Below are 25315 nucleotides of genomic sequence, written 5' to 3'. Positions count from 1 at the left end.
CCCGCGGGCCCACGCCTCACGGTGCCCGGGGGCACCACCGGAGCATCGAGCGCTCCATCGCCTCACGCAGGCTGTCCGCCGCGGTGTTGATGAAGAAGTGCTCCCCGGGGAAGACCTGCAGCGAGAAGTCCGGGGTGGAGGTGAAGTCCTTCCACCCCTCCATCACGGGCGGCAGGGCATGCGAGTCCCGATCCCCCGAGAAGGCATGCACGGGGACCGGCAGCGGCGAGGGGTCGGTGAGCTTGTAGGTGTCCACCATCTCGAAGTCGGAGCGCAGCATGGGAATCAACATCTCCATCAGGTCCTTGTGCGCGAGCACCTGGGGAGGGGTGCCCCCGTACTCCTCCAGGGCCTGGATGAAGTCCTTCTCCGAGAGCGCGTAGAGCGGACGGGTCGTCCGGCGGCCCGGGGGCGTGCCCGCGGCCACCAGCAGCCCCAGCGGCGCAGGCCCGCCCTGGCGAATCAGCCAGCGCGCCACCTCCACCGCCACGAGGGTACCCAGGCTGTAGCCAAAGAACACGAGCGGACGGTCCGCCAGGGAGCGCACCACGGGCCCCAGCGCCTCGGCCAGCGTGCGCACATCCCGGAAGGGCGTCTCGGTGAAGCGCGTCTCCCGCCCGGGGTACTGCGCGGCGAACGCCTCCACGTCCGGAATCAGGTCCACCCACCGCTGAAGGAAGGAGGCAGTCCCGCCCGCGAAGGGAAAGCACACCATGCGCAGGCGGGCCTCGGGCCGGGGCCGGGCAAAAGGAAACCAAGTCTTCACTGTGGGGTGGAAGGCGTTTCCACCCCCGGGAACGGCGTTCGTCATGACGGGTTCTGCTCCTCCAAGCTGAGGCACGCGCCCACGCGAATACCCGCAATGCGCGCGAAAGCCCATCTCTTGATTCAGGGCGTCAAACCGATGCATCATGGGAATACCCGAGTCCGCGCGCTGAAGCCCCGCGTGCCGCCTACCGCTGAAGCATGGCCTGCGCCGACGCGATCCGGTCCTGCGTGGTGGAGGCGTCGAGCTTCGACTCATGGGGCACCGTCACCCCCTTCTGGGCGGCGGGCCGCTGCTCGATGGCGGCCAGCCAGCGCTGCAAGTGCGGCAGCCCCTCCACGGAGACACCCGCCCAGCCGTGGACGCGCACCCACGCCCAGTTGGCGATGTCGGCGATGCTGTAGTCCCCGGCCAGGTACTCGCTCTCTGAAAGGCGCGTGTCGAGCACGGTGTAGAGCCGCCGCGTCTCGTTCTGGTAGCGGTCGATGGCCGGCTGGATCTTCTCCGGGAAGTAGCGGAAGAAGACGTTGGCCTGGCCCTGCATGGGCCCCACGCCGGCCATCTGGAACATCAGCCACTGCGTCACCCGGGAGCGGCCCTGCCGGTCAGTGGGCAAGAGCTTCCCTGCCTTCTCGGCGAGGTAGAGCAGGATGGCCCCCGACTCGAACACCGCGAAGTCCCCCTCGCTCCGGTCCACGATGGCGGGGATGCGGCCGTTGGGATTGATTCGCAGGAACGGCGGCTGCTTCTGCTCACCCTTACCAATGTCCACCGGGTGAACGGTGTAGGGCAGGCCCAGCTCCTCCAGCGTGACGGACACCTTGTATCCGTTGGGGGTGGCCCAGGTGTACAGGTCGATCATCGGCGAGCTCCTTTCGTGAGGGCGGGCAACCTAGCATGGGGTCTCCCAGACTCCCCTACACCCGGGCGGACGGAGCCCGGAAAGGGCCCGGCGCTTTTTGCGTGAGGGGTGGGAGGGGAACAGCCCATGATGTTAGGGTCCACCCGATCGTGAGGTAAGGCTCCTGGACAAAGCGACACTCGACAAGCTGCTGACCGTGGGCGTGCAGAACGGCGCCTCCGACATCCACTTCCGCCCCGGGGATCCGCCCATCTACCGGGTCAATGGCGTGCTCCGTCCCTTGCGGATGGACAAGCTGCTGCCCGAGCACACCCGTGAAGTGGCCCTGCACCTCATCCACGAGGAGAACAAGCGCAACCAGATCGACAGCATCCAGGAGCACGATGCGTCGTACGGCTTGCAGGGCGTGGCCCGCTTCCGCGTGAACATCTACCGGCAGCGCGGCACCCTGGCCATCATCCTGCGCATCATCCCGGCCAACGTGCCCACCGCCGAGTCGCTCGGCCTGCCCGAGGTCATCAAGACCATCGCCAGCCAGGACCGCGGCCTGGTGCTCGTCACGGGCGCCACGGGCTCGGGCAAGAGCTCCACGCTGGCCTCGATGATCGACCACATCAACCGCAACGAGAGCCTGCACATCCTCACCATCGAGGACCCGATCGAGTTCATCTACAAGAACGTCAAGTCCTCCATCTCGCAGCGGGAAATCGGCCCGGACACCAACAGCTTCGCCATGGCGCTGCGCGCCGCGCTGCGGCAGGACCCGGACGTCATCCTCGTGGGCGAGATGCGCGACACGGAGACCATCGACATCGCGCTCAAGGCCTCCGAGACGGGCCACCTGGTGCTCTCCACCGTGCACACCACGGACGCCTCGCGCACCATCAACCGCCTGGTGTCGGTGTTCAACTCCGAGGAGCAGACCATGGTGCGCATGCGCCTGGCCGACAACCTCAAGGCCACCATCTCCCAGCGCCTCCTGCCCCGCGCCGACAACAAGGGCCGCGCCGTGGCCCTGGAAATCATGGTCCAGACCAAGACCATCCAGGAGTACATCCGCGAGGACCGCACCAGCGAAATCAAGGACGTCATCGAGAAGGGCCGCGACACCTACGGCATGCAGTCCTTCGACCAGCACTTGAGCCAGCTGTACCGCGCGGGCCTCATCACCCTGGAGACGGCCAGCAGCGCCGCCACCAACCCCGCCGACTTCCAGCGCGCGCTCGAGTTCGAATGAGCCCCAACTTTCCCTGGGTGGCGTACCACCCAGGGAAAACGGCTTAAGGGAACTTGTCATCTTAACCCGATAACTTACGTTCTCGTCTCTTGAGAGGCAGCACAAGGGAGAGAACGGCATGAACACCTCAGGTTCACCTTTCGGGAAGAGGCTGTGGCGCTCGGTGACGGCGGGCTGTGTGCTCGCCACCGCGGTGGGATGTGATGGGGGCGTGGAGCCCCAGGACGTCCCCCCGCCGCAAGCGGTGGGGCAGGAGGCCATCGTCGGGAGCCGGTACCAGGCGGAGTCCTGGGCCAGCGGCACCACGGGCGTGGCCAACGAGGGGGGCGGCGAAGGGCAGTCCGTGGCCGGGTTCCAGGTCAACGACGTCATCCGCTACAACTCGGTGAACTTCTCCAACGCGAACCAGATCCAGGTCCGCCTGGCGGCGCCCTACGGGGGCGGCAAGGCGGAGCTCTGGGCGGACGCGGTGGGCAGCGGCACGAAGCTCGGAACGGTGAGCCTGGATGCCGCCACGGGCGGCGACTGGAACGGCTTCGTCACCAAGACCTTCAGCATCACCCCGGTGAGCGGCACCCGGGCGCTCTTCTTCAAGGGCATCGCCACGGGCGGGGACTGGCTGTTCAAGCTCGACTGGTTCGAGCTGCACAACTCGGGCACGACGCAGCCGCCCACCACGCCCTCCGGCACCATCCCGGTGGTGGTGACCAACAAGTGCCCCTACAACCTCAACGTGACGCTGACGGGCGTGAACAGCATCGCCCTGGAGAGGGACGGCGCGGGCAACCCCATCTACCGGAACCTCGCCCGGGGGGCGAGCTACACCTATGCCACCCCGGCCAACTACCCCAGCGGCCGCGTGAGCGCGTACAAGGTGCTGCCCACGCCCCAGTCGCCCCGGGAGCTGGAGAAGGCGGAGTTCACCCTGGAGAAGCCCTCGGGCGGCTCGCAGCTCATCCACTACAACCTGACGTACGTGGACCACGTGGGCCTGCCCATGGAGATCTCCAGCGCCGGCTCCGGCTCGAGCTGCGTGGCGGTGCGGTGCAACAAGTCCGCGAGCGCCATCGAGTCGGCCATCGCCGGCCAGTGCCCGGATGGCCTGCGCTACTCCATGGGCGGCGGCACCATCTGCCTCGCGCCGCGCTCCTTCTGTCTGGACGGGGAGTACGCCAGTGATCCGCGCCGCGGCGACGTCTGCACGCGGCTGGACGGCGAGATTGCCCGCTGCGCCAGCAAGTACCCGGGCCAGTGCAACCCGGGCACGGCGAAGACGGCCCAGGTGTACGCCTGCTCGCCGCCGTTCTTCGACATGAGCGCCAAGTGGTGCGCCGCGCTGAACCGCGGCACGGTGGACATGCCGGACAGCACGGACGTGTCGAAGTACTACAACACGGGCAAGCCCTATAACCAGTACGCCAAGTGGGTCCACCAGCAGTGCGGCGCCGTGTACGGGTTCGCGTACGACGACTACCCGATGGCCGCCAACCAGGCCGGCTTCTACACCTGCACCGGCGGGCAGCAGATGAACGTGACGTTCTGCCCGGCGGGCTGAGCCCCCTAGCTGAGCCCCTGCTCCTTCTTCACCAGGGCGGCAGGGGCCTCGGCGGAAATGGACTGCACGGACGTGGGGATGGACAGGTCCATCAGCTCGCGCAGCTCCAGCTTCCGCTCCAGGTATGCCACGCGATCCATCAGGCTCTGCACCTGGGGCGCCTGGTTCTGCACCTCGCGCAGGCGGATGTAGGCCTCCATCACGGGTTTGACACAGAAGCGCAGCGTCAACCCCAGCAGCGGGATGCCACAGGTCATCCCCACGATCATGACGACGGTGATGGCCTCGGTCGTATCCATGGTGTTGCTCCCTCTTCGCGCTGGAGCGGCGGTTCCAGACCCCTGGGGTACGCGCGTGCCACCCGACGATTGCATCCGATGCACGCACGCCGCAACGCACCCGCCAGTCCGGCGATAATTGCTTAATTCAGCTTTACGAGGATTTCCCGAATGCGCTGGTTGAACTTCCTGCAAAGTGCCGTTCTCGCTGCCTCCCTCCAAGCCTGTGGTCCCGAGACGGCTGCCCTCCCGGCGCCCGGCGCGGAAGCCCTCGCGTCCCAAGAGCAGTCCCTGGGGCGGCTCTCCATCAAGAATGCCGACCCCACGATCATCCGGGTGGGCAGCACGTACATCTCCGCGGAGACGGAAGGAGGCCGGATTTATGTGCGGACGGCCTCCTCCGTGGACGGGCTGGCCGGAGCGGCCAAACAGCAGATCTGGGGAAACCCCAACAACTGGGCGGAGGTGTGGGCGCCCCAGATCATCATGAGCGGGGGGACCTACTACATCTACTTCACGGCAGGCGCCGGCAGCGCCCACCGCATGTACGTCATCCAGTCCCGCTCGCCCAACACGGGCTACTCGGCGGCCCAGGCGCTGGCCCTGCCCGACAACAAGTGGGCCATCGACGGCACGGCCTTCATCTACAAGAACCAGTGGTACTTCGTCTGGTCCGGCTGGATGGGTGACCAGAACGGAGAGCAGACGCTGTTCATCGCGCGGATGTCGAGCCCGACCCAAGTCACCGGCCCCCGCTTCGTCATCTCCCAGCCCCGGGAGTGGTGGGAGAAGGCCGACGTCAACCCGCCCACGCGCGTCAACGAAGGGCCCGAGCCCATCATCGATCCCAACGGGCAACTGCACATCGTGTACTCGGCCAACGGCAGCTGGGACGTGAATTACTGCCTGGCGGACCTCCGGCTCCGGGCGGGCGGAGACCCCACCTACGTCTGGGACTGGTTCAAGGCCAACGGCTGCTTCTTCGGCGCCAACGGCAGCATCATGATGAGCGGCTGGCACCCGACGCTGTACGCCAAGGGCGTGGGCCACCACTCCTTCGTGCTGCTCAACGGGGACCCGAACACCAGCCCCCCCGCAGGCCCCACCTTCCCCCTGGCCTACCACGGCGTGCCCAAGGCCGATTACCCCAACCCCTTCTGGGGCGGACGGTACTGGTACTCCGGGACGTTCCAGTGGTGGGGCAACACCACCTATACCCGCGGCTCCGAGAGCAACACGGGTTGGAGTCTGAAGTTCTACGAGTAGGCTCTCGCCCGGAAGCCCCCACCCCCGCGAAGGACGCCGCATGAGCACCCGCCTCCACTACCCACGCCCTGATGGCCAGGAGGCCCAGGGCAGCCTGGCCCTTCCCTCCTCCGGGACGGGGGGACCCTCGGTGGTGGTGCTGCACGAGTGGTGGGGGCTCACCGGGACGGTGGAGAAGGTGACGGACCGGCTCGCGGCCGAGGGCTACCGCGCCCTCGCCGTGGACTACTACCGGGGCTACGTCGCCAGCTCCAAGCTGGAGGCGATGCGCAAGCGCATGTCCCTGGACATCCCGGACGTGGTGACCCAGGACGTCCGGGGGGCGGCGCAGTACCTCAAGGCCTCCGGGGGCAAGACGGCCGTGCTGGGCTTCTCCCTCGGAGGGGCCGTGGCCACGATGGCGGCCTGCCAGGTGCCCGAGTTCGACGCGGGCATCTCCTTCTACGGCATTCCCCCCGGGAAGAACGCGGACCCGGGGCAGATCCGCATCCCCTTCCAGGCGCACTACGGGCTGTCGGATGACTGGTACCCCGTGCCGCAGATCGACGCGCTGGAGGCCCGCATGCGCGAGGGCGGGGTGGACGTGGACTTCCACCGCTACGAGGCCAAGCACGGCTTCTTCAGCACGCACTGGCCCGAGGAGTACGACGCGGCCGCGGCGGAGCAGGCCTGGGGACACCTGCTCCGGTTCCTCGCGGCCCGGCTACGCGGCTGAGCCGGCCAGCACCTCGATCTTCGAGGGGCAGTAGTGGGGCAGCAGCCGCTCGCGCATGAAGGTGCGCAGCGTGCGCACCGTGGCGTTGCCCGTGGGCACGCCCTCGCGCAGGCGCACCTTCGCGAGCAGGTCGCGGATGCCATCCTCGTCCACCACCACCTGGACCTGGGCCTCCCGCACCGACTCGTGCGAGCGCAGGCACTGTTCGATCTCGGAGACCAACGTCTTCTGCCCGGCCACCTTCAGCAGGTCATCGGTCCGGCCGTGGAAGGTGTAGGCGCCGCCCGCGTCCCGGCTCAGCAGGTCCCCGGTCCGCACCCAGCCGTCCACGAAGACGCGGCGGGTGTGCTCCGGGTGGTGCGCATAGCCCAGGCCGAGGTGCGGCCCCTTCGCCCACAGCTCGCCCACCTCGCCCTCGGCCACCGGCTGGCCCTGGGCCGAGAGCAGGCGCACCTCATGGCCCGGCGTGACGGTGCCCAGGGAGCCCGCAGGCGCGCCATCCAGCTCCGTGGCGATGTAGATGTGGAACATCTCCGTCGAGCCCAGCCCGTTGACGGGCAGCATGCCGAAGGTCTCCTGGAACTTGCGCGCCAGTGGGACGCTCAGCGCCTCGCCGGCGGAGATGAAGGCCCGCACGCTGGAGACATCGAAGCGCTGGGCGGCCGAGGGCACCTTCAAGATGCCCGCATAGAAGGTGGGCACGCCGAAGAAGAGCGTGGGGCGCTCGCGCCGCACCAGCTCCATCACCGTCAGCACGTCCGAGCGGCCCGGGTGCAGCAGCGCGCACGCGCCGGCCGCCAGCGGGAACACCAGCGAGTTGGCGAAGCCGTAGCCGAAGTACAGCTTGGCGATGGAGAAGACGAGGTCGTCCTCGCGCAGGTGCAGCCTCGCGCGCGCGAAGGGCTCCACCGCCGCGGCCAGCCCACCGTGGGCGTGCACCACCGCCAGCTCCGTGCCGTCCGCCCCGTGGGTGTACTGCCAGCACGCGGGGTGGGAGCCCTCGACGGCCTCCACCAGGTCGCGCGGGGGCATGACGGCGATCGCCTCCTCCAGCCGGGGGAGGCCTCCCGTCTCGCCCTCGCCCTGGAACCAGAGGCTGCGCAGCGAGGCGGGCCGCTCCGTCCAGGAGGCCAGCGCCGGCGCGCTGATGGAGGACACGACGACCACCGGCGCCGCCGTGTCCTGGCACAGGAAGCGCAGCTTGGCCGCGGGCGAGAGCTGGTTGGCCACGACCGCCACCGCCCCCAGCCGGAAGGCCCCGAGCACCAGGGCGATGATCTCCACGCTGTCCCCGGCCAGGCAGAGCACGCGCTCGCCCCGGCGGACCCCCGCCTCGTGCAGCAGCCCGGCGGCCCGGGCCGAGAGGCGCTCCATCTCGGCGTACGTATAGGTCCGCCCGGACTGGCGGTACGCCGGCCGGTCGCCCCTGCCCGCCTCCAGGTGCCGCGTCAGCAGGAACGTGAAGACGTTGGCTCCGCTCACCCCTCGGCTCCCCGCAGGATGAGGGTCGAGGAGCGGCCGGACGGATCCAGCACGTGCACCAGGGCCCGCTGGTAGGTGCCCGCGAGCGGCTCCTTCGGAATCCGCATGCGGGGCAGCGCGGGGTCCACGCTCTCGGTGCCCGCCGTGGGCGGCAGCACGCCCTCGGCCAGCGTCTGCACGGCCGCGAGCGCCTGCAGCGCGCCGCTGGCCCCATCCCACTCGCCCGCGGTGCCCTTGACGGCGCACAGCGGCGTCTCGCTCAAGGCCGGCCCGAACACCTCGCCCAGGGCCTGCGCCTCCGCGGCATCCGTCTCCACACTGCCCGCGGCGGAGGAGAAGATGGCGCCGATGCCCTTGGCCTCGATGCCCTCGCGGCTGAGCGCGCCCTTGAGGGAGCGCACGCCGGCGGCGGCCACGTTCGCGCCCCGGAGCGCCGGCTCGAACGCGGTGGACCAGGCGCCCACCGTGGCCAGAATCTTGGCGCCGCGCGCCTGGGCGTTCTCGCGCGTCTCCAGCAGCAACACCACCGCCCCCTCGCCGGGGACGGGCCGCCCGCGCTGGGCGTCATACGGCCGGGGAGGCCCCGAGGGGACCTGGCCGTCGGCGTGGAGGGCATCGGCCGCCGCGTAGCTGAACGTCTCGATGCCGCCCGCGAGGATGAACCGCGCCCGGCCCTTGCGGATGAAGTCCGCGCCCTGGGAGATGGCATCCAGCGAGGCCGCCGTCCGGCTGGACAGCGTCATGTTGGCCGCCTGCAGCTTCAGCCGGATGGAGCCGTGGGAAGCCGGCGCGTTGAAGCCCGTGTTCGGACCGCGCGTGGCGCTGACCCGGTGCATGCCCCACACGAGGCTCTCGATGTGGTAGCGCAGGTACTCGTCCAGGCCCCCGCGCACCGTGCCCGCGAACAGGCCGATGTGGGTCGGGTCCAGGTTGGCGGAGTCGACCCCGGCCTCGCGCAGGGCGAGCTGGGCCGCGGCGATGAAGAGCTGGGACTCGGGGTTGACCGCCCGGAGCCCCTTCTTGCCCAGCACCGTGCTGGCCGCGGCCTCGGCCACCCGGGCCGAGAGGAAGGGCTCCAGCGGGGGCATTGCATCCATCGTGGGAGCCGACGAGGCGAACACCGTCCGCCGCTCCAGAAGCGCCTGACGCACCGCCGCCGCCCCCACGCCGAACGGCGTGATGGCCCCCAGCCCCGTGATGACCACGTCTGATCCGCTCACAACAGCCCCCTCACTGACCGAAGACGACACAAGAAATGTTGCCGCCAAAGCCGAACGCGTTGTTCATCGCCACCTGCACGCGGTGCTTGCGGGCCTGGTTGGGCACCACATCGAGCGCCTGGCACTCGGGGTCCGCCTCCGTGAAGTTCACGGTCGGCGGCACCACGCCGTCGCGCATCGCCATCAGGCACGCCACCGACTCGATGGCGCTCGCGGCGCCCTGGGAGTGCCCCAGCATCGACTTGATGGACGAGACGGGCAGCGAGTCCGTGTGGCTGCCGAACAGGTCCCGGATGGCCCGGGCCTCGGTCGGATCATTCGTCGGCGTTCCCGTCCCGTGCGCGGAGACGTAGTGCACGTCCTTCGGGGAAAGCCCGCTCTCGCGCAGCGCCGACGCCATGGCCAGCCGCGCGCCGAGCCCCTCGGGGTGCGGGTGCGTCATGTCGTGGGCATCCGCGAAGTTCCCGTGCCCGAGCACCCGTCCATAGATGTGCGCACCGCGCGCCCGGGCGTGCTCCTCGGCCTCGAGCACCAGCACCGCCGCGCCCTCGGAGAGGATGAGCCCGCGCCGGTTCTTGTCGAACGGGCGCACCACGTCGGTGGACATCGCGTCGAACAGCGAGAACATCATGAGCATCGCGGGCGACAGCTCGTCCACGCCCCCCGCGAGCATCAGGTCGGCATGGCCGTCCTGGATGAGGTCCATCGCGCAGCCGATGGCGCTGTTGCCCGCGGCGCAGGCCGTGGGAATCACCAGCGACGGGCCGCGCAGCCCCAGCTCGCTGGCGGGCACCTCGCTCACCAGCGCCACGTCATGGGCGCGCAGCGACACAGGCTTGCGGCCCTCGGGCTGCTTGTGGCCCTGGCCATACGGCGCCTCCAGGCCCGGGCGGTTGGCCACCACCACGCCCATCACCACACCGGCGCGCTCGGAGACACCCTCCAGCGAACCCGCGCTCAGCTTCGCGTCCTCGACGGCCATGCGCGAGGCCGACATGGCGAGCCGCGTCCCGCGCTGGTGCGGCGCCGGGTCCAGGTGCCGGAAGGCCTTCGTGTCATCGAAGTTCTTGATTTCGCCGGCGCGGTCACTGCGCAGCCCCTCGGGCGAGAAGCGGGTGAGCTTGCCCGTTCCCACTTCGCCGCGGCAGACCGCGGACCAGAAAGCGTCGACACCCACCCCCACGGAGGTGATGACGCTCACCCCCGTGACGACGACATTCCGCTTGCTCATGGAGTCTTCCTACGGACGAACGTCTCCACCACCCCCACCACCTCGTCCAGGTTCTGGGCGACTTCGATCTCCTCGGGGACGAACTGGAGCCCGAAGCCGCGCTCGAGCATCACGATGAACTCCAGCCGCATGACCGAGGTGGCCCCCAGCTCATCGATGATGTGCTTGTCGCCCTGGAGCTCCTCGGGCTCCAGCTCGAAGACCTCGCCAGCGATCTGCATCACCTTGGAACGAATCTCATCACGTGTCATGACGGTGTGCGCCTTCTTCTAGAATGAGGGAACTTCAGTCAAGGCTTCCTTCGGCTCGCCCGGACTCACGAAGCGACGAAGACCCGCGAGAGGATCCGGCTGACATCCTCCACCTGATCCGCCCGCAGCCCCACGGCCCAGTGCAGCTTGCGCGTGGCCAGCACCCAGAACAGCGTGCAGCCGCCGAGCACCAGCGCGTTGTGCACGGTGGGCTGTACGAGCCAGAGGATGCCCATCAGGAACACATACCAGAACTGGTACGTCCACTCGCGCACCGTCGTCCGCTCGTGGGGCTCGCGCGCACCGCGCACCAGCGAGGCGAAGAGCAGCGAGATGGGGGCGAACACCACGAGCGCCAGGAACCGCGGCTCCGCCGCGCCGGAGGCCACCAGCCCCGCGATGAAGAGGTAGGGGCTGCCCAGCAGCAGCAGCAGCCGCGCCGCCGAGCGCCGGCTGGCCACGTCCACGAAGAAGCTCCGGTAGCCGCGCTTCGCATCGCCCTCCACGTCGGTGATGTCCTTGATGCCCGACAGCGAGAAGACGAACACCAGCATCGCCAGGATGGGCAGCGGCACGCTCTTGAACTCGCCGTAGATCATCCACCCGCAGAGGAACGGCAGGATGAAGGTGCCGCACAGCGCCACCAGCACCCCGAGCCGCCGCGCCTTGAAGCGCAGCCCCACCGAGTAGTTCCACATCACCAGCCACGAGACGAGCTGCACCGCGAACAGCTCCGGGCGCCGCCACTCGGCGAACCACGCCAGGTAGAAGGCCAGCACCAGCGCGTTCAGCCCGATGGCCGCCCGGCGGATGATGTCGTACCCCACCTGCTCGCACAGCAGCGTCCGCTCCTGGCGGTTCACCGCGTCCTCGATGCGGTCCGCGTAGCGGTTGGTCAGCTCGATGGCCAGGCATTTCACCATCCACAGCGGCACGGCGATCGCCAGCCAGGGCACGGGGTCGTGCCCCGTGGCGGCAATCGCCGTGGAGAAGGCCGCCAGATAAAAGGCCGTGAACCGGATGCTGCCCACTTGGAGCAGGGTCACAACGCGCGTGGGGAATGTCGCTGATTGCACAAATCCCATAAGATACGGAAAATTCTTTCTGGGTTCAAACTGCGGCTAAACCCGGTTGTCCCACCTCTCCGGGTTCTTATCACGAACATCAGAACCCCCACCCCCCGGCCGCCGGGGGTCGGCTTGTGAACTGAACGTTCGTTAGGCTAAACAGCGGTCCATGGCGCAAGCGCTGCGAAAAGACGAGGCCCGAAACACCCGGCGCGCCATCCTGGATGCGGCCTTGGACCTGTTCTCAGTCCATGGCTACGCGGGCACGTCCATCCGGCAGATCGCCCGCGCCGTGGAGGTGCGGGAAAGTGCGCTCTACCACCACTTTCCGTCCAAGGCGGCCATCTTCGAGGCGCTGCTGCACGAGTACGGCCCGGGGAAGACCGAGCGCCTGAGCCAGCTCGACCTGGACGCGGCGCTGGCGGGCGGCGTCCAGGCCTGCCTGCGCACCATGGCCGTGGCGCTCTTCGAGGAATGGGCCCTGCCGCGCGAGCAGAAGTTCGCCCGGCTGATGATGTCCGAGGCCCCGCGGCTGAGCACCGCGGGCATCGTCCACCCCGCCGCCATCCTGGGCCAGTCGCACACCCACATGGTGCACTTCCTGGAGGAGCTGGTGCGCCGCCAGCTCATCCGCCCCGGGGATTTGGACCTCTACGCCCTGGAGTTCATGGGGCCGCTCATCATGCTGCGCCAGATGTACCTGATGATGTCCTGGGGCCTGACGGACATGCGGGTCCTGAAAAACCAGGTTGAACAACACGTCCACCATTTCTGTCAGTCGGTGAAACTATGAAACGAACGTTCGCTCAGTGGAGGGGCCGGTGAAGCTCATCACACTCGCCGCCCGCAACCTCACGCGCAACCGGCGCCGGACCGCGATCTCGCTCGCCGCCCTCGTCCTGGGTGTGTGTGTGATGGTGCTCCTGCGCGCCTACATCAACGGCCAGCAGCGCGTCACCCAGGATGGGGTGGTGGAGGGCAACCTCGGGGCCGTCGTCATCAACAAGAAGGGCTACCAGGCCAACGTCCAGAGCTCGCCGCTGACGCTGGACATGGCGGACTCGGAGGAGCTGCGCAAGCGCATCGCCTCCGTGGAGGGCGTCAAGGCGCTCACCGCGCGCATCGCCTTCGGCGCCATGCTCTCCATGCCGGACACGCAGGCCGAGGGCCAGCCGCCCCCCGCCTCCGAGGAGGACGAGGGCGCGGGCAAGACGACCTTCCTTTATATGACGGCGTTCGATCCGAAGCTGGAGGCGCAGGTGACGCCCCGCCGGATGGACTGGCTGGGCACCGGCAGCTTCCTGTCCAGCGTGGACGCCTCCGAGATGATGCTCAACGCGGACATGGCGCGCAGCCTGGGCACCCAGGTGATGAGCCTCCAGTCGCCGCCGCCCGAGGACCAGTGGCCCGCGCTGCTGGCCAGCGACCGCGACGGCGTGCTCAACGGCGAGGGCGTGAAGCTCTCCGGCACGCTGGTGAGCGCCACGCCGGGAGACCGGCGCCTGGGCTACCTGCCGCTGGCCACCGCGCAGCGCCTGCTGCGCATGGAGGGGCGCGTGACGGAGTACGCCCTGGCGCTGAACCGGCTGGAGGATGCGCCCCGGGTGCGCGATGCGCTCAAGGCCCAGCTCGGCGCGGACTACGAGGTCCACACGTGGGATGAGGTGCAGCCCTACGTGGCGGAGCTGCTCAAGCAGGAGGATTCCCTCTTCGGCATCATCATCTTCATCTTCCTGTTCGTGGTGCTGCTGGGCGTCGTCAACGTGATGCTGATGAACGTGCTCGAGCGGGTGCGGGAGATTGGCACCATGCTGGCGGTGGGCATGCGCCGGCGCCACATCATCTCGCTCTTCCTGATGGAGGGCGCGGTGCTGGGCCTGCTGGGCGGCGTCATCGGCGCGCTCGTGGGCTACGCGCTCACGCTCTGGCTGAACCAGAAGGGCATCCGCATCCCCGCCCCTGGCGCCAGCGTGGACAGCATCATCCGGCCCGTCATTCCGCTGACCTACCTCGTCCGGGCCACCGTGGTGGCCATCGTGGGCGCATCGCTGGCGGCCCTGTGGCCCGCCTACCGCGCGTCCCGGCTCCGTCCCGTGGAGGCTTTGAGCACCTCATGAGCACGTCCCTTCCTTCGATCGCCGTCCGCAACGTGGCGCGCAATGGGCGCCGCAGCTTCATCACCCTGGCCGCCGTGCTGCTCGGCGTCACCGCCGTCATCGTGCTGCGCGGCATCTCCGATGGCTTCGTGCGCCTCATGGAGGACGAAGTCGTCCAGGGCCGCACGGGCGCCCTGCAGATTCACCGCAAGGGCTTCGTCGACAGCGTGGAGGCGCTCCCGCTGGAGCCCAACATGCCCTACGACGACGAGATGCGCGCCCGTATCCGCGGCGTGCCCGGCGTCACCGGCGTCACCGGCCACATCCAGTTCTCGGGGCTGGTGAGCAACGGCGTCTCGCAGACGATGTTCGTCGGCCGGGCGCTGGACATGAAGACCGAGAAGCAGGCGGTGCCCCGCTCGGGCTTCGACGTGCGAGTGGGCGGCGAGGCGCTGACCGAGGCGGACTACACCCACGGCATCTTCGGCGCCGAGCTGATCAAATCCTTCGGCGCGGTGACCCAGACGGCCAAGAAGAAGGCCCTGGCGGAGAACGCCCCCGGCGCGCAGGCGCTCGTGGAGCAGGTGACGCTCTCCTCCACCAGCCCCAAGGGCCGCTCCAACTCGTTCGACGTGTCCATCAAGGGCCTGAGCGACTCCAACCTGCCCTTCGAGAATAAGCGCGTGGCCACCGTGCCGCTGGCGCTCGCGCAGGACCTGCTGGGCATGCAGGGCCGCGTCACCGAGTACGCCGTGGCGGTGGACAACCTGGAGAACCTGGAGCGCATCGCCGCGGAGCTGCGCACGAAGCTCGGCCCCGAGTACGAGGTCCACACCTGGCAGGAGCTGCAGCCGTTCGTGCGCGACGTCATCGTCCGCCTGAAGGTGGTGCTGGGCTTCGTGTCCGCGGTGCTCGGCATCATCATCGTCACCGGCATCATCAACGTGATGCTCATGAGCGTGTTCGAGCGGGTGCGCGAGATTGGCACCATGCTCGCCGTGGGCGTGCGCCGCCGCCAGGTGCTCACCCTGTTCCTGGCGGAGGCGGCCTTCCTGGGGCTCTTGGGCAGCGTGGGCGGCGCGGCCATTGGCAGCGCGCTCGTGGCCCTGCTGGCCTCCAAGGGCATCCCCATGAAGAGCCTGGGCAGCGGCGTGGAGTCCCTGCTGCGCCCCGAGCTGCACGCGCCCTTCATGCTCGGCACGCTCGCCTTCGCCACCCTCGGCGCCGTCCTCGCGGCCAGCTACCCCGCCTGGAGGGCCAGCCGCATGCAGCCCGTGGATGCCCTTCGCTCCGTGTAGGTCTCTCTACTCCCTGACCCCCGAGGAACCCATGAAGACGTTGCTCCTCAGCCTGATGACCCTCCTGGCAGCCGCTCCGGCGCTCGCCGCGGACCCCACCGCCGATCAACTGATCGCCCAGTACGATGCGGTCATGGGGCCCCACACGTACGACAGCGAATCGGAAATGGTGTCGTACCGGGAGGATGGCAGCAAGCGCACCTACGGCATGCGGATGATGAAGGCGGACGACGACAAGTTCCGCATCTGGTTCACCTCGCCCTCCAGCGTGAAGGGCCAGGAGGTGCTGCGCTCCGGGCAGAACATGTGGATCTACCTGCCCAACCTCAAGCGCGCCACGCGCATCGCCAACCGGGAGAGCTTCCAGGGCGGTGACTTCAACAACGCCGACGTGCTGCGCGTCACCTACGCCAAGGACTACACCGCCAAGCTGGTGGCCTCCGACGTGCCGGACACCTGGGCGCTGGAGCTGAAGGCGAAGAACCAGGACACGGCCTACGACTCCATCAAGCTGTGGCTGCGCAAGTCCGACAGCCTGCCGGTGAAGGGCCACTACTTCGGCACCAGCGGGCAGCTCCAGCGCAGCGCGGAGTTCACCGACTACACCGAGCTCGAGAAGGGCTTCACGCGGCCGGCCCGCATCATCATGCAGAACGAGCTGGTGAAGACCCGCCGCTCGGAGATGATTTTCAAGACCATGAAGCGCGACGTGGAGATCAAGGCGCAGCGCTTCACCCAGGCGGATCTCGGCCGCTAACCCCCTCCTGCCGCCCCTGGCCTTTATGCGCCCCCACGCCCTGCTCTGCCTGCTGCTGGCCTCGCCCCTGCTGTCCCCGGTTGCCCGGGGCGCCGAGGTGAATGGCTATGTGGAGAGCCGCACCCAGTACACCCGCTCCCGGGTGGACGGGGTGCTGCCCACCCGCGGGCAGCCCGAACTGCAGCAGCTCTTCGAGTTCAACGGCCAGCTCCGGCACGAGTACCGGCCCGGCGGCGTCGTCTCGGCCGACCTCTCGCTGTTCCTGTCCATGGCCGGGCGCTACCGGAGCCTGAACGCGGAGCAGCGGGAGGTGGGCGTGCGGCCCACCGAGGAGGCCGGCGCCCAGCCCATCGCCTCCATCAACGAGCTGTTCCTCCAGCACGAGTTCGCCCCGGCCTTCAACGTGCTGGCGGGCAAGAAGCGGCTCATCTGGGGCGCGGGCCTGGCCTACAACCCCACCGACCTGCTCAACCCGCTGAAGGACCCGACGGACCCCACCTTCCAGCGCGCCGGCGCGTGGATGGTGCGCCTGGAGGTGCCGCTGGAGAAGTACGCCTTCACGCTGCTCGCGAGCCCCGCGGTGACCGAGCAGGTGAGCGGCCTGCCCCGCTCCATCCTCACCTACCCCTCGTGGGACAAGCGGGATGACGAGCTGCACTACCTCATCGCCGCCCGCGCGTACGCGCTGGTGCTCGATGCGGACGTCAACCTGATGCTCTTCCACTCGAACCTGTACCGCAACGCCTTCGAGGACAAGACGCAGCTCGGCTTCTCCTTCTCGCGCTACTTCTTCACCGACTACGAGCTGCACGTGGAGGCGCTCGTGGGCGCCGGCTCCCCGCGGCTCTATGCGGCCCCGGACTGCGTGGCCTCCCCGGAGGCGGCGCTCGGCTGCGCGGAGCGCGGCGCGGACTTCCTCGTGCCCCGCCGCATCAAGGAGGGCCGCATCCGGCCGCAGATTCTCGCCGGCACGCGCTACATGTTCAGCGACGAGTCCATGGTGTCGCTGGAGTACCTCTACCAGGCCGACGGCCTGAAGAAGGCCGAGGCGCAGGACTACCTCAATGGGCTGTCGCTCCTGCGCTCGGGCGAGCAGTTCGGGTTGGATCCGTCCGGCATCGGCTTTGGCGGGGCGGACCCGGGGCTGCCCCAGAAGTTCAGCTTCGAGCCCATCACCCGGCACTACGCCTTCCTCAGCTTCCAGAAGCCGAAGATCCGCGACGACTTCACCTTCTCGGTGGTGCTCGTCTCCAGCCTTCAGGACCTGTCCGGGCTGGTGAGCCCCAGCCTCGCCTGGTCCGCCAAGGAGTGGCTGACGCTCACCCTGTCCGCCTTCGTTCCCTACGCGGGCCCCCGCTCACTTGCCGCCAAGAGACCCGGAACCGGGGAGGCGGTGAGCGAGTTCAGTCTCCTGCCCCTCAAGTATCGCGGCCTGTTCCAGGCCCGCATCTTCTACTGAAAGACGACCATGACCTCTGCGAACACCTCTCAAAACATCCTCGACCTCCAGGGCATCACCAAGGACTACCTGCTGGGAAAGACGAAGGTCAGCGCCCTGCGCGGCGTGGACCTGTCCGTCGCGGCCGGTGAGTTCACCGTGGTGACGGGCCCCTCGGGCAGCGGCAAGACGACGCTGCTCAACATCATCGGCTGCCTGGACCGGGCCACCTCGGGCTCCTACAAGCTCGACGGGGAAGAGGTGGGCAACCGCGACTTCGACGCGCTGGCCGAGGTGCGCAACCGGAAGATCGGCTTCATCTTCCAGAACTTCAACCTCATCCCCGTGCTGAACGTGGCGGAGAACATCGAGTTCCCCTGCGTGGTGCGCCGCAACGCCGAGGGCAAGGCGGCCCTGCGCCAGCGCGTGGAGGCCCTGGCGGAGGCGGTGGGCCTCAAGCCCTACCTGCACCACCGGCCGGACGAGCTGTCGGGCGGCCAGCGCCAGCGCGTGGCCATTGCCCGGGCGCTCATCACCGAGCCCAAGCTGGTGCTCGCCGACGAGCCCACCGCCAACCTCGACTCCTCCACGAGCGAGCAGATCATCGACCTGATGCTCCGGCTCAACCGCGAGAACGGGGTGACGTTCCTGTTCTCCACCCACGACCCGCGGGTGGTGAGCCACGCCCGTCGCGCGCTCCACATCCAGGATGGCAAGATGCTGCAGGGCGAGTTCCGGGGCGCGGCGCCCCATGCCCACGCCCAGGCGTCTTGAGCCCCTGGCCTTCGACTCACCGCTTTGAACGCATTGCTGCTTGATTCACCTGGGAGGACGTCATGAAAGAACTCGACTTCTGGCACCCCGTCATTCAGAGCCAGGACCTGAAGGACAAGCCCCTGGCCGTCACCGTCTTGGGCAAGAACATCGCCCTGTTCCGCACCGCGGACGGCAAGGTGGGCGCGCTGGAGGACCGCTGCCCCCACCGCCGCATGAAGCTCAGCAAGGGCAAGGTCGAGGGGGACCGGCTGGTGTGCCCCTACCACGGCTGGAGCATCGACCGGGCCGGCGAGGTGAAGGCGCCCATCCACAACAACGAGCCCATGCGCTCGTGCGCCACCCACTACATGGCCGCCGAGCAGCACGGCGCCATCTGGCTCAAGAACGCGGGCGAGGACACCCCGCTGCCCCAGCTCCACAAGCCCGACCACCGCTGCGCCTTCGTTATGCGCCACCGCATGGAGGCCCCCCTGGAGGTGGTGCTCGACAACTTCGTCGAGCTGGACCACAGCGTCACCACCCACCTCATCTTCGGCTACCAGAACGTGACCCAAGCCTCCGCGGAAGTCGAGATGGACGGCGACGTCATGCGCGTCAACCACCGGGGCCCCCAGAAGCAGGTCTCCCTGCCCCTGAAGCTCATGTTCGGCGTGAAGGAGGGCGACTGGGTGCAGGTGCCCACCGAGATGCGCTTCAGCCCCGTGAGCATGATCTCCGAGCAGCTCTGGACCAACGACAAGGAGCCCGGCAAGGTCCGCTCCCCCGGCACCCAGATGGTCATCTACTTCACCCCGGTGACCGACGACATCACCGACGTGCTGACCTTCACCTTCGTCTCGCCCAAGCTCCACAAGATGATGACGCGCATGCCCTTCCTGGGCCGGAAGGTGCTCTACACGCTCGTCGATTACGAGACCAAGCTCGACCAGGAGATGCTCGCGAACCTGGCGGACAAGGACCCGAACCTGCGCGGCATGAAGCTGGGCCGCCTGGACAAGCCCCTGGGCCAGGTCCGCACCCTGGTCAACCGCATCTACCGCGGCCAGCCCCAGCCGGTCCGCGTCGCCGAATCCGCCTGAGGTCCGGCTTGACCCATGCCCCCCGCCCCTCTGGGCGCGGGGGCGTGACGAGCTGCGGCAGCCCCCCACTTCCCTGTTAGCCGCCAAAAGTGCATTATTCCACTTAGAGGCGATTCCGCTGACAGCTCGCGACGAGGGTTGTGGATGAAGGCTGCAGATCTACCGCTGTATTACAACGCTGTGGACATCCTGGAGCGCAACCTCGCCACGCGCCCGGACAAGACGGCCCTCTTCACGCCGGAGCGGGAGCTGACGTTCCGGCAGGTCTCGGACGAGGCCAACCAGGTGGGCAACGCGCTGAAGGGGCTGGGGGTCCGCTTCGGCGAGTGCGTGGGCATCCTCACGCTGGACAGCGCCGAGTGGGTCACGTCCTTCTTCGGCACGGTGAAGCTCGGCGCCATCGCGGTGGGCATCAACACGCTGCTCAAGGCGCCCGAGTACGAGTACATCCTGCGCGACTGCCGGGCCCGCGTGCTCATCGTCCATCAGGAGTTCCTCCCGCTCATCGAGTCGGTCCGCGGCAACCTGCCCATGTTGGAGCACATCGTCGTCATCGGCGAGGGTCCGCATGCGGGCCACCTCTCCTTCCACGAGTGGATGCGCGGGCAGTCCACCGCGCTGGAGGCGGCGCAGAGCCACCGCGAGGACATCTGCTCGCTGAACTACTCCAGCGGCACCACGGGCGGGCCCAAGGGCATTCCCCACGCGCACAAGGACTACCCGCTCACCGCGCAGCTCTGGGGCGTGAACGTGCTGGGGCTGCGCGAGAGCGACCGCACCTTCGCGCTGGCCAAGCTGTTCTTCACCTTCGGCACGGGCGGCAACCTCATCTTCCCGTGGTACGTGGGCGCCAGCTGCGTGCTCTTCCCGGGCGCCGCGCGCGTGGCGGCGAACGTGCTGGGCACCATCGCCCGCTTCAAGCCCACCATCTTCTACAACGCCCCCACCGGCTACGCGGCGGCGCTGGCGATGAAGGACTTCTCCCAGTACGACTTGTCCTCCCTGCGGCTGTGCGTGTCGGCCAGCGAGGCCCTGCCCGCGGCGCTCTGGTACGCGTGGAAGGAGGCCACGGGGGTGGACATCATCGACGGGATTGGCTGCACGGAGAACTTCCACATCTTCATCTCCAACCGGCCCGGGGACATCCGCCCCGGCAGCAGCGGCAAGCCCGTCGAGGGCTACGACCTCAAGCTCGTCGACGATGAGGGCAAGACGGTGCAGGCCGGCGAGATCGGCAACGTGCTGCTGCGCAGCGAGACCGCGGCGCTCTCCTACTGGCACAACTTCGAGAAGAGCCGGCAGACCTTCCAGGGCGAGTGGCTCGCCACGGGGGACAAGTACTTCATCGACGCGGACGGCTACTACTGGCACGCGGGCCGCTCGGACGACATGCTGAAGGTGGGCGGCATCTGGGTGTCCCCCGTGGAGGTGGAGAGCACCCTCATCCAGCACCCGGCCGTGCAGGAGTGCGCCGTCATCGGGTGCCCGGACCAGAGCCGGCTCATCAAGCCCAAGGCGTTCGTCATCCTCAAGCCGGACCAGACGCCCTCCGAGGCGCTGATCCACCAGCTCACCGAGCACTGCACGGAGAAGATGGCGGCCTACAAGCGCCCGCGCTGGATTGAGTTCGTCACCGAGCTGCCCAAGACGGCCACGGGGAAGATTCAGCGTTTCAAGCTGCGCAGCGCCGCGTAGCCTGGGGGCCATGTCCCTGCATGTCACGGCCCGCGGTGAGGGCGAGCCCGCCGTTCTTCTCCACAGTGGAGGAATGTCGGGCCGCCAGTGGCGCAAGCTCGGCGAGGCCCTCGCCCCCACCCACCGGGTGCTCACCCGGCACATTCTCGCCGCCTCCGCTCCCCGGAGCCCGTAACAGCCATGCCGCACGCCATTCAGTGGGGAATCCTCGGAACAGGCAACATCGCGCGCCAGTTCGCCGAAGCGCTGCGCATGCTCCCGGACGCCGGACTGCTGGCCGTGGGCTCCCGCAGCCGGGACAGCGCGGACGCGTTCGCCCGCACGCAAGGGGTTCCCCGCGCGTACGGCAGCTATGAAGAGCTGGCGAAGGACCCCGAGGTGGAGGTGGTCTACATCGCCACGCCCCACCCCCTGCACAAGGACAACAGCCTGCTCTGCCTGGAGCACGGCAAGGCCGTGCTGTGCGAGAAGCCCTTCACGCTCGACGCGCAGGAAGGCGCGCTCATCGCTGACAAGGCCCGGGAGAAGGGCCTGTTCTGCATGGAGGCGATGTGGAACCGGTTCGTCCCCATCATGCGCGAGCTGGACGCGCGGCTGGCCACGGGGGCCATCGGGGAGGTGCGGATGCTCAACGCGAGCCTGGGCCTGCCGTTCGCGTTCAACCCCCACCACCGGGTGTTTGCCCCCGCCCTGGGCGGTGGCGCGCTGCTGGACCTGGGCGTGTACCCCGTCTCGTTCGCCCTCCGGCTGTTCGGACGGCCCACGCGCATCACCAGCCATGCGGTGCTGGGAGAGACGGGCGTGGACGAGCAGGTCTCCATCCTCTTGGACTTCCCGGAGGGACGGCAGGCCACGCTCAGCACCAGCGTGCGCAACCGCCTGCAGAACGATGCGGCCGTCTTTGGCACGCACGGCATGCTCCACCTGCACGAGCCCCTCAACTGCCCCGAGACGCTCACGCACGTGCCCACGCGGGCCATTGGCGGGGCGGACACCCCGCTCCAGCCTCCTCACACCCTCACGCGCAAGGTGCTGGGCAACGGCTACGCGCACGAGGCTGCGGAGGTAATGCGGTGCATGCGCGAGGGGCTCCTGGAGAGCCCGCTCATGCCGCTCCAGGAGACGCTGTTGATCATGGAGACGATGGACGCCATCCAGGCGGCGTGGCGGCTCAGTGCGCGGACCGGACTCCCCGGCGCCGGATCCGCTCCAGGAGCGGACTGAACAGCAGCCCCCCGCGGAGGTGCAGCCACCAGCGGACGGGCCAGATGCCGGTCAGGATGACGGGCAACCAGCTCGGCACGCCGAGCCAGGTCGAGGAGGCCGGCTCCGAGACCTTCAGCGGAAGCTTCGAATAGGGATAGCGCTCGCGGATGAACCAGAACCCCCTCTGGTTCCAGGTGGAGCGCACGCGCGGCCGTCTCGGAGGCTTGAAGAAGGCACCGCCCAGGTCAAACCGGTCCAGGGGCTTCCAGGAGGCCAGCCAGAACTGATCGGCCCCCACCATGAAGGAGCCGTTGCCCGTCCAGCGGAACCGGAGGTGGGCCTGAAGGGCCGAGAGCTCCCCGCGCCGGTCCGTGTCGATGCCAAAGGACGTGTAGAAGTCGTAGCTGAGCGCCCACATCCCCAGGAAGCCCAGGAACAGGGCGCACCAGAGGCCGCGAAGGATGCCTTTCATCCGCCGCCCCAGCGCTGGAGCCCAGGGCGCGCGGCCTCACCACGACTGAACATTCGCGGAGTCTACCAAAAGCTCAGGGCTCCTGGCGGGTGCAAGCACTCACCAACGGAACGCTCCAGAGCTGGTAGTACCCCGAGCCATCGCGGGCAGAGAAGAAGAGCTCCTCCCCCACGCGCGTGTAAGGGCCCGGGTCCGATGGCTTCCCGTCCGCGCCCACGTAGGCCACGGGGCGCGTGCCCGGCACGGTGCCATCCGTCACCCAGGCGGACGGGCCGCCCGAGTAGACGAGGAGCATCACGAGGTTGTCCGCCACGGACTGGACGAAGGGCACGGACTCATCCGAGTTGCTCACCGGTTCGAGCAGCAGCGTGGTACCGGCCTGCGTGCCATCGGTCACCCAGAGCTGCGTCGTGCGAGGAGAGGGCCCCGGGCTGCCAATGCCGGTCAGGAAGAAGAGCCTGCCGCCCGAGCCGGTGACGCCGATGAAGTACGGAAACGCATCGGGCTGGGCCGCGTAGGGATTGGGCAGCATCATCACGGGCTCACGGCCGCCGGGAACCTCCGCCGAGAGCCGGAACAGGGACATGCGCTGGTTGCGAGTGTCCGTGCCCACCACGTAGAGCGAGGCGCCGATGCGGCCCAGGAGCCGCGAGACGCGATGCTCCCCCCCGAGCGTGTGCAAGCGGACCGTACCCGCCGGGGTGCCGTCCGTCCGCCAGATCTCCGTGGCCCCATCCGGCTCGATGAGGGTGAAGAAGGCGGCCTCCCCCGACACCCGCACATCTTGCATGCGCGCGCTCCCGGGGCCCCGGTCCAGCAACCCCAGCGCCACCGTGCCACCCGCCGTGCCGTCCGTGCGCCAGAGCGTGTTGCCCTGGGCGCTTCGGAAGAAGAAGAGGACCGAGTCTCCCAGCCGGATGGGCTCCCCGGGGTACTCCTCCACGCTCGTTCCCAGGTTCACCAGCGGCCCCAGCTCCGAGGACGTCCCCTCGGCCGCCCATAGTTGCAAGCCTCCCGCCTGGTTGCGAATGAAGACGAGCCGCGGCCCCAGCCCCGCCAGGAGGTTCAGCGACGAGTCCTGCACGCCGGGCGTCAGGTCGGCGAACAGGTACGTTCCCGCTGCCGTCCCGTCACTCACCCAGAGCTCTCGGCCGTGCGACGGCTCCGCCGCGACGAAGAAGAGCTGATCCGCCGTGGGCGTCAGTTGCGCGAGGCTCCCTACCGGGGGCATGGGGAACTCCTGGATGGCGAAGGTCCCTGGCTCGGTCCCATCGCTCCGCCACAACGACGGAGGGCCATTCTGGCGGACGAGCGAGAAGTACAACTGCCCCTGGAACTCGACCATGTTCGAGGGCCCATCCCACCGGGTTGCGCCCGTTCCCGGTGGGAGGACTTGCTTGACCCGATGGGCAGTGCCCACATCGAAGGAGCACGCCTGCCCGGCCGCTTCAGCGTCCTGCCCCCCATACGCCACGAGCGAGAAGGCGGCCACCAGCGTCCCCTTCCGCCCCCACCGTCCCAGCCCACCCTTGCGCCCACCGCCCACCTTCGCCGCTGCCTGTCGCATGCCGCCCCTCCCCCAATGAAAAGTGCTGCGTGGGGGAACGCATGGCCATGCGACTCTGGACGAAGGATTCGGAACGGGAAGAGGCGCAGTCCGCCAATGGACATCTCCTGGGTGGACGCCCTGCTTGGTGGTTGGGGCCGGACGGACTAGAACCGGTGGCTTTCCGGGAGCCCCCTTGAAGACCCCGTGGTGGACGAGCGCAGGCAGGCACCAGGCCCCCCGCGGGCGTGCCCTGCCCGGGCTCGCCCTGCTCCTGGCGCTGGCCTGCAACAAGCCTCAGGAAGCGGCTGTCCCCACGGCGGCCCTGTCCCCGGCCCGGATCGCCGCCGCGGCGGATCTCTCCGTGGCCTTCGAGGAGATGGGCCAGGCGTACGAGCAGCTCCACCACGAGAAGGTCACCCTCATCTTCGGCGCGTCGGGAACGCTCGCCAAGCAGCTCAGCCAGGGCGCGCCGTATGACGCCTTCTACTCCGCGAATGCCGCCTTCGTGGACGAGACCATCGCGGCGGGAAGCTGTGACGCCCGCACCAAGGCCCGCTACGCCCAGAGCCACCTGGTGCTCTGGACCCGTGGGAAGCAGGCGGACACCGCCCCCAAGAGCCTCGCCGAGCTGGAGGACCCTCGCTTCGTGAAGATCTCCATCGCCCACCCCGAGCACGCTCCCTATGGCCGCGCCGCCAAGGAAGCGCTGGAGAAGAGTGGGCTGTGGGAGAAGCTGCGGCCCCGGATGGTCCACGCCGACAACGTCAAGCACGCGCTCCAGTTCGCCCAGACGGGCAACGCCGACGCCGCCATCGTGCCCCTGCCCCTGGTCCTCTCACTTCAGGACGGGCAGTACACCCTGCTGGACAAGGGCCTCTACACGCCGGTGGAGCAGACCTCGGTGCGCTGCAAGAACGGCGGCAATCCCGAGGGGGCGCAGCGCTTCGCGGCCCTCCTCCAGTCCGAGCAGGGCCGGGCCCTCATGCAGCGGCACGGCTTCATCCTCCTGGATCCCTGA

The 25315-nt window shown here is 68.7% G+C and carries 25 protein-coding genes; 15 read left to right on the top strand and 10 right to left on the bottom strand.

Features of this window, described 5'->3' with window-relative positions:
- Positions 1-16: 16 nt before the first annotated feature.
- On the bottom strand, positions 17-811 hold the full coding sequence (locus tag KY661_RS03925; protein ID WP_225408906.1) for a thioesterase II family protein: 795 nt from the start codon (positions 809-811) through the stop codon (positions 17-19).
- Between the two features lie 142 nt (positions 812-953).
- Positions 954-1628 (bottom strand): glutathione S-transferase family protein, encoded by a 675-nt coding sequence (locus KY661_RS03920; RefSeq protein ID WP_225408905.1) that lies wholly within the window; start codon positions 1626-1628, stop codon positions 954-956.
- Between the two features lie 196 nt (positions 1629-1824).
- Here KY661_RS03920 and KY661_RS03915 point away from each other — a divergent pair, with 196 nt between their 5' ends.
- A complete protein-coding gene (locus KY661_RS03915; protein ID WP_245769039.1) occupies positions 1825-2865 on the top strand; it encodes a type IV pilus twitching motility protein PilT in 1041 nt (346 codons plus the stop codon).
- Between the two features lie 118 nt (positions 2866-2983).
- Entirely contained in the window at positions 2984-4420 is a 1437-nt protein-coding gene (locus KY661_RS03910; RefSeq protein WP_225408904.1) for a beta-1,3-glucanase family protein, read from the top strand.
- A gap of 5 nt (positions 4421-4425) precedes the next feature.
- Here the strand turns inward: KY661_RS03910 and KY661_RS03905 are convergent, their stop codons facing one another.
- Complete coding sequence (locus tag KY661_RS03905) at positions 4426-4719, bottom strand: hypothetical protein (RefSeq protein ID WP_225408903.1); 294 nt, start codon at positions 4717-4719, stop codon at positions 4426-4428.
- 150 nt (positions 4720-4869) lie between these two features.
- Between KY661_RS03905 and KY661_RS03900 the strand changes: the two genes are divergently transcribed.
- Together KY661_RS03900 and KY661_RS03895 are read left to right on the top strand one after the other, a co-directional pair.
- The gene (locus tag KY661_RS03900) at positions 4870-5964 is read left to right on the top strand and encodes a glycoside hydrolase family 43 protein (RefSeq protein WP_225408902.1); all 1095 of its coding nucleotides are present in this window, start codon (positions 4870-4872) and stop codon (positions 5962-5964) included.
- Between the two features lie 40 nt (positions 5965-6004).
- Positions 6005-6679, top strand: coding sequence for a dienelactone hydrolase family protein (locus KY661_RS03895; protein WP_225408901.1), 675 nt, complete (start codon positions 6005-6007; stop codon positions 6677-6679).
- On the opposite strand, the gene KY661_RS03890 is transcribed toward KY661_RS03895, so the two are convergent.
- The 5 genes from KY661_RS03890 to KY661_RS03870 form a co-directional block, all read right to left on the bottom strand.
- Positions 6668-8161: an AMP-binding protein gene (locus KY661_RS03890; protein WP_225408900.1), complete on the bottom strand. Its 1494-nt coding sequence runs from the start codon at positions 8159-8161 to the stop codon at positions 6668-6670. The genes KY661_RS03895 and KY661_RS03890 overlap by 12 nt on opposite strands.
- The gene (locus KY661_RS03885) at positions 8158-9381 is read right to left on the bottom strand and encodes a beta-ketoacyl-[acyl-carrier-protein] synthase family protein (protein ID WP_225408899.1); all 1224 of its coding nucleotides are present in this window, start codon (positions 9379-9381) and stop codon (positions 8158-8160) included. Before KY661_RS03885 ends, KY661_RS03890 begins: the two co-directional genes overlap by 4 nt.
- A 10-nt stretch (positions 9382-9391) precedes the next feature.
- A complete protein-coding gene (locus KY661_RS03880) occupies positions 9392-10612 on the bottom strand; it encodes a beta-ketoacyl-[acyl-carrier-protein] synthase family protein (protein WP_075011306.1) in 1221 nt (406 codons plus the stop codon).
- A complete protein-coding gene (locus KY661_RS03875) occupies positions 10609-10863 on the bottom strand; it encodes an acyl carrier protein (protein ID WP_225408898.1) in 255 nt (84 codons plus the stop codon). Before KY661_RS03875 ends, KY661_RS03880 begins: the two co-directional genes overlap by 4 nt.
- Before the next feature lie 65 nt (positions 10864-10928).
- Positions 10929-11909: a UbiA family prenyltransferase gene (locus KY661_RS03870; RefSeq protein ID WP_225408897.1), complete on the bottom strand. Its 981-nt coding sequence runs from the start codon at positions 11907-11909 to the stop codon at positions 10929-10931.
- Between the two features lie 190 nt (positions 11910-12099).
- On the opposite strand from KY661_RS03870, the gene KY661_RS03865 reads away from it, so the two are divergent.
- From KY661_RS03865 to KY661_RS03820, 10 genes are all read left to right on the top strand, one after another.
- A complete protein-coding gene (locus KY661_RS03865; RefSeq protein ID WP_225408896.1) occupies positions 12100-12723 on the top strand; it encodes a TetR/AcrR family transcriptional regulator in 624 nt (207 codons plus the stop codon).
- Between the two features lie 28 nt (positions 12724-12751).
- Positions 12752-14047: an ABC transporter permease gene (locus tag KY661_RS37515; RefSeq protein ID WP_143101698.1), complete on the top strand. Its 1296-nt coding sequence runs from the start codon at positions 12752-12754 to the stop codon at positions 14045-14047.
- Positions 14044-15324, top strand: a complete 1281-nt coding sequence (locus KY661_RS03855) for an ABC transporter permease (protein WP_225408895.1) — start codon at positions 14044-14046, stop codon at positions 15322-15324. Before KY661_RS37515 ends, KY661_RS03855 begins: the two co-directional genes overlap by 4 nt.
- Positions 15325-15355: 31 nt before the next feature.
- The gene (locus KY661_RS03850) at positions 15356-16081 is read left to right on the top strand and encodes an outer membrane lipoprotein-sorting protein (protein WP_225408894.1); all 726 of its coding nucleotides are present in this window, start codon (positions 15356-15358) and stop codon (positions 16079-16081) included.
- A 25-nt stretch (positions 16082-16106) separates the two neighbouring features.
- A complete protein-coding gene (locus KY661_RS03845; RefSeq protein WP_225408893.1) occupies positions 16107-17540 on the top strand; it encodes a hypothetical protein in 1434 nt (477 codons plus the stop codon).
- 9 nt (positions 17541-17549) lie between these two features.
- Positions 17550-18293, top strand: a complete 744-nt coding sequence (locus tag KY661_RS03840) for an ABC transporter ATP-binding protein (RefSeq protein WP_225408892.1) — start codon at positions 17550-17552, stop codon at positions 18291-18293.
- Positions 18294-18355: 62 nt separating this feature from the next.
- Positions 18356-19375 (top strand): Rieske 2Fe-2S domain-containing protein, encoded by a 1020-nt coding sequence (locus KY661_RS03835; protein WP_225408891.1) that lies wholly within the window; start codon positions 18356-18358, stop codon positions 19373-19375.
- A gap of 144 nt (positions 19376-19519) precedes the next feature.
- Complete coding sequence (locus KY661_RS03830) at positions 19520-21070, top strand: benzoate-CoA ligase family protein (protein ID WP_225408890.1); 1551 nt, start codon at positions 19520-19522, stop codon at positions 21068-21070.
- 10 nt (positions 21071-21080) lie between these two features.
- Positions 21081-21245, top strand: coding sequence for an alpha/beta fold hydrolase (locus KY661_RS03825; protein WP_225408889.1), 165 nt, complete (start codon positions 21081-21083; stop codon positions 21243-21245).
- Positions 21246-21250: 5 nt separating this feature from the next.
- Entirely contained in the window at positions 21251-22294 is a 1044-nt protein-coding gene (locus KY661_RS03820) for a Gfo/Idh/MocA family protein (protein WP_225408888.1), read from the top strand.
- Here KY661_RS03820 and KY661_RS03815 read toward each other — a convergent pair.
- Positions 22242-22748 carry a hypothetical protein gene (locus tag KY661_RS03815; RefSeq protein WP_225408887.1) on the bottom strand — a complete coding sequence of 169 codons (507 nt, stop codon included), beginning with the start codon at positions 22746-22748 and terminating at the stop codon, positions 22242-22244. The two genes, KY661_RS03820 and KY661_RS03815, sit on opposite strands and share 53 nt — an antisense overlap.
- Positions 22749-22821: 73 nt before the next feature.
- Positions 22822-24315, bottom strand: coding sequence for a hypothetical protein (locus KY661_RS03810; RefSeq protein ID WP_225408886.1), 1494 nt, complete (start codon positions 24313-24315; stop codon positions 22822-22824).
- 175 nt (positions 24316-24490) lie between these two features.
- Here KY661_RS03810 and modA point away from each other — a divergent pair, with 175 nt between their 5' ends.
- Entirely contained in the window at positions 24491-25315 is an 825-nt protein-coding gene (gene modA / locus KY661_RS03805) for a molybdate ABC transporter substrate-binding protein (RefSeq protein WP_225408885.1), read from the top strand.

The sequence above is a fragment of the Allostigmatella hybrida genome, assembly GCF_020103775.1.
Classification (GTDB): Bacteria; Myxococcota; Myxococcia; order Myxococcales; family Myxococcaceae; genus Hyalangium; species Hyalangium aurantiaca.
The sequence above is the reverse complement of the archived record's forward strand: the minus strand, read 5'-3'. Positions and strand labels throughout refer to the sequence as shown.

Coding starts and splice junctions, on each gene's coding strand:
- KY661_RS03925 (WP_225408906.1), bottom strand. CDS start 811: ATGACGAACGCCGTTCCCGGGGGTGGAAACGCCTTCCACCCCACAGTG.
- KY661_RS03920 (WP_225408905.1), bottom strand. CDS start 1,628: ATGATCGACCTGTACACCTGGGCCACCCCCAACGGATACAAGGTGTCC.
- KY661_RS03910 (WP_225408904.1), top strand. CDS start 2,984: ATGAACACCTCAGGTTCACCTTTCGGGAAGAGGCTGTGGCGCTCGGTG.
- KY661_RS03905 (WP_225408903.1), bottom strand. CDS start 4,719: ATGGATACGACCGAGGCCATCACCGTCGTCATGATCGTGGGGATGACC.
- KY661_RS03900 (WP_225408902.1), top strand. CDS start 4,870: ATGCGCTGGTTGAACTTCCTGCAAAGTGCCGTTCTCGCTGCCTCCCTC.
- KY661_RS03895 (WP_225408901.1), top strand. CDS start 6,005: ATGAGCACCCGCCTCCACTACCCACGCCCTGATGGCCAGGAGGCCCAG.
- KY661_RS03880 (WP_075011306.1), bottom strand. CDS start 10,612: ATGAGCAAGCGGAATGTCGTCGTCACGGGGGTGAGCGTCATCACCTCC.
- KY661_RS03875 (WP_225408898.1), bottom strand. CDS start 10,863: ATGACACGTGATGAGATTCGTTCCAAGGTGATGCAGATCGCTGGCGAG.
- KY661_RS03865 (WP_225408896.1), top strand. CDS start 12,100: ATGGCGCAAGCGCTGCGAAAAGACGAGGCCCGAAACACCCGGCGCGCC.
- KY661_RS03855 (WP_225408895.1), top strand. CDS start 14,044: ATGAGCACGTCCCTTCCTTCGATCGCCGTCCGCAACGTGGCGCGCAAT.
- KY661_RS03850 (WP_225408894.1), top strand. CDS start 15,356: ATGAAGACGTTGCTCCTCAGCCTGATGACCCTCCTGGCAGCCGCTCCG.
- KY661_RS03845 (WP_225408893.1), top strand. CDS start 16,107: ATGCGCCCCCACGCCCTGCTCTGCCTGCTGCTGGCCTCGCCCCTGCTG.
- KY661_RS03840 (WP_225408892.1), top strand. CDS start 17,550: ATGACCTCTGCGAACACCTCTCAAAACATCCTCGACCTCCAGGGCATC.
- KY661_RS03835 (WP_225408891.1), top strand. CDS start 18,356: ATGAAAGAACTCGACTTCTGGCACCCCGTCATTCAGAGCCAGGACCTG.
- KY661_RS03830 (WP_225408890.1), top strand. CDS start 19,520: ATGAAGGCTGCAGATCTACCGCTGTATTACAACGCTGTGGACATCCTG.
- KY661_RS03825 (WP_225408889.1), top strand. CDS start 21,081: ATGTCCCTGCATGTCACGGCCCGCGGTGAGGGCGAGCCCGCCGTTCTT.
- KY661_RS03820 (WP_225408888.1), top strand. CDS start 21,251: ATGCCGCACGCCATTCAGTGGGGAATCCTCGGAACAGGCAACATCGCG.
- KY661_RS03815 (WP_225408887.1), bottom strand. CDS start 22,748: ATGAAAGGCATCCTTCGCGGCCTCTGGTGCGCCCTGTTCCTGGGCTTC.
- KY661_RS03810 (WP_225408886.1), bottom strand. CDS start 24,315: ATGCGACAGGCAGCGGCGAAGGTGGGCGGTGGGCGCAAGGGTGGGCTG.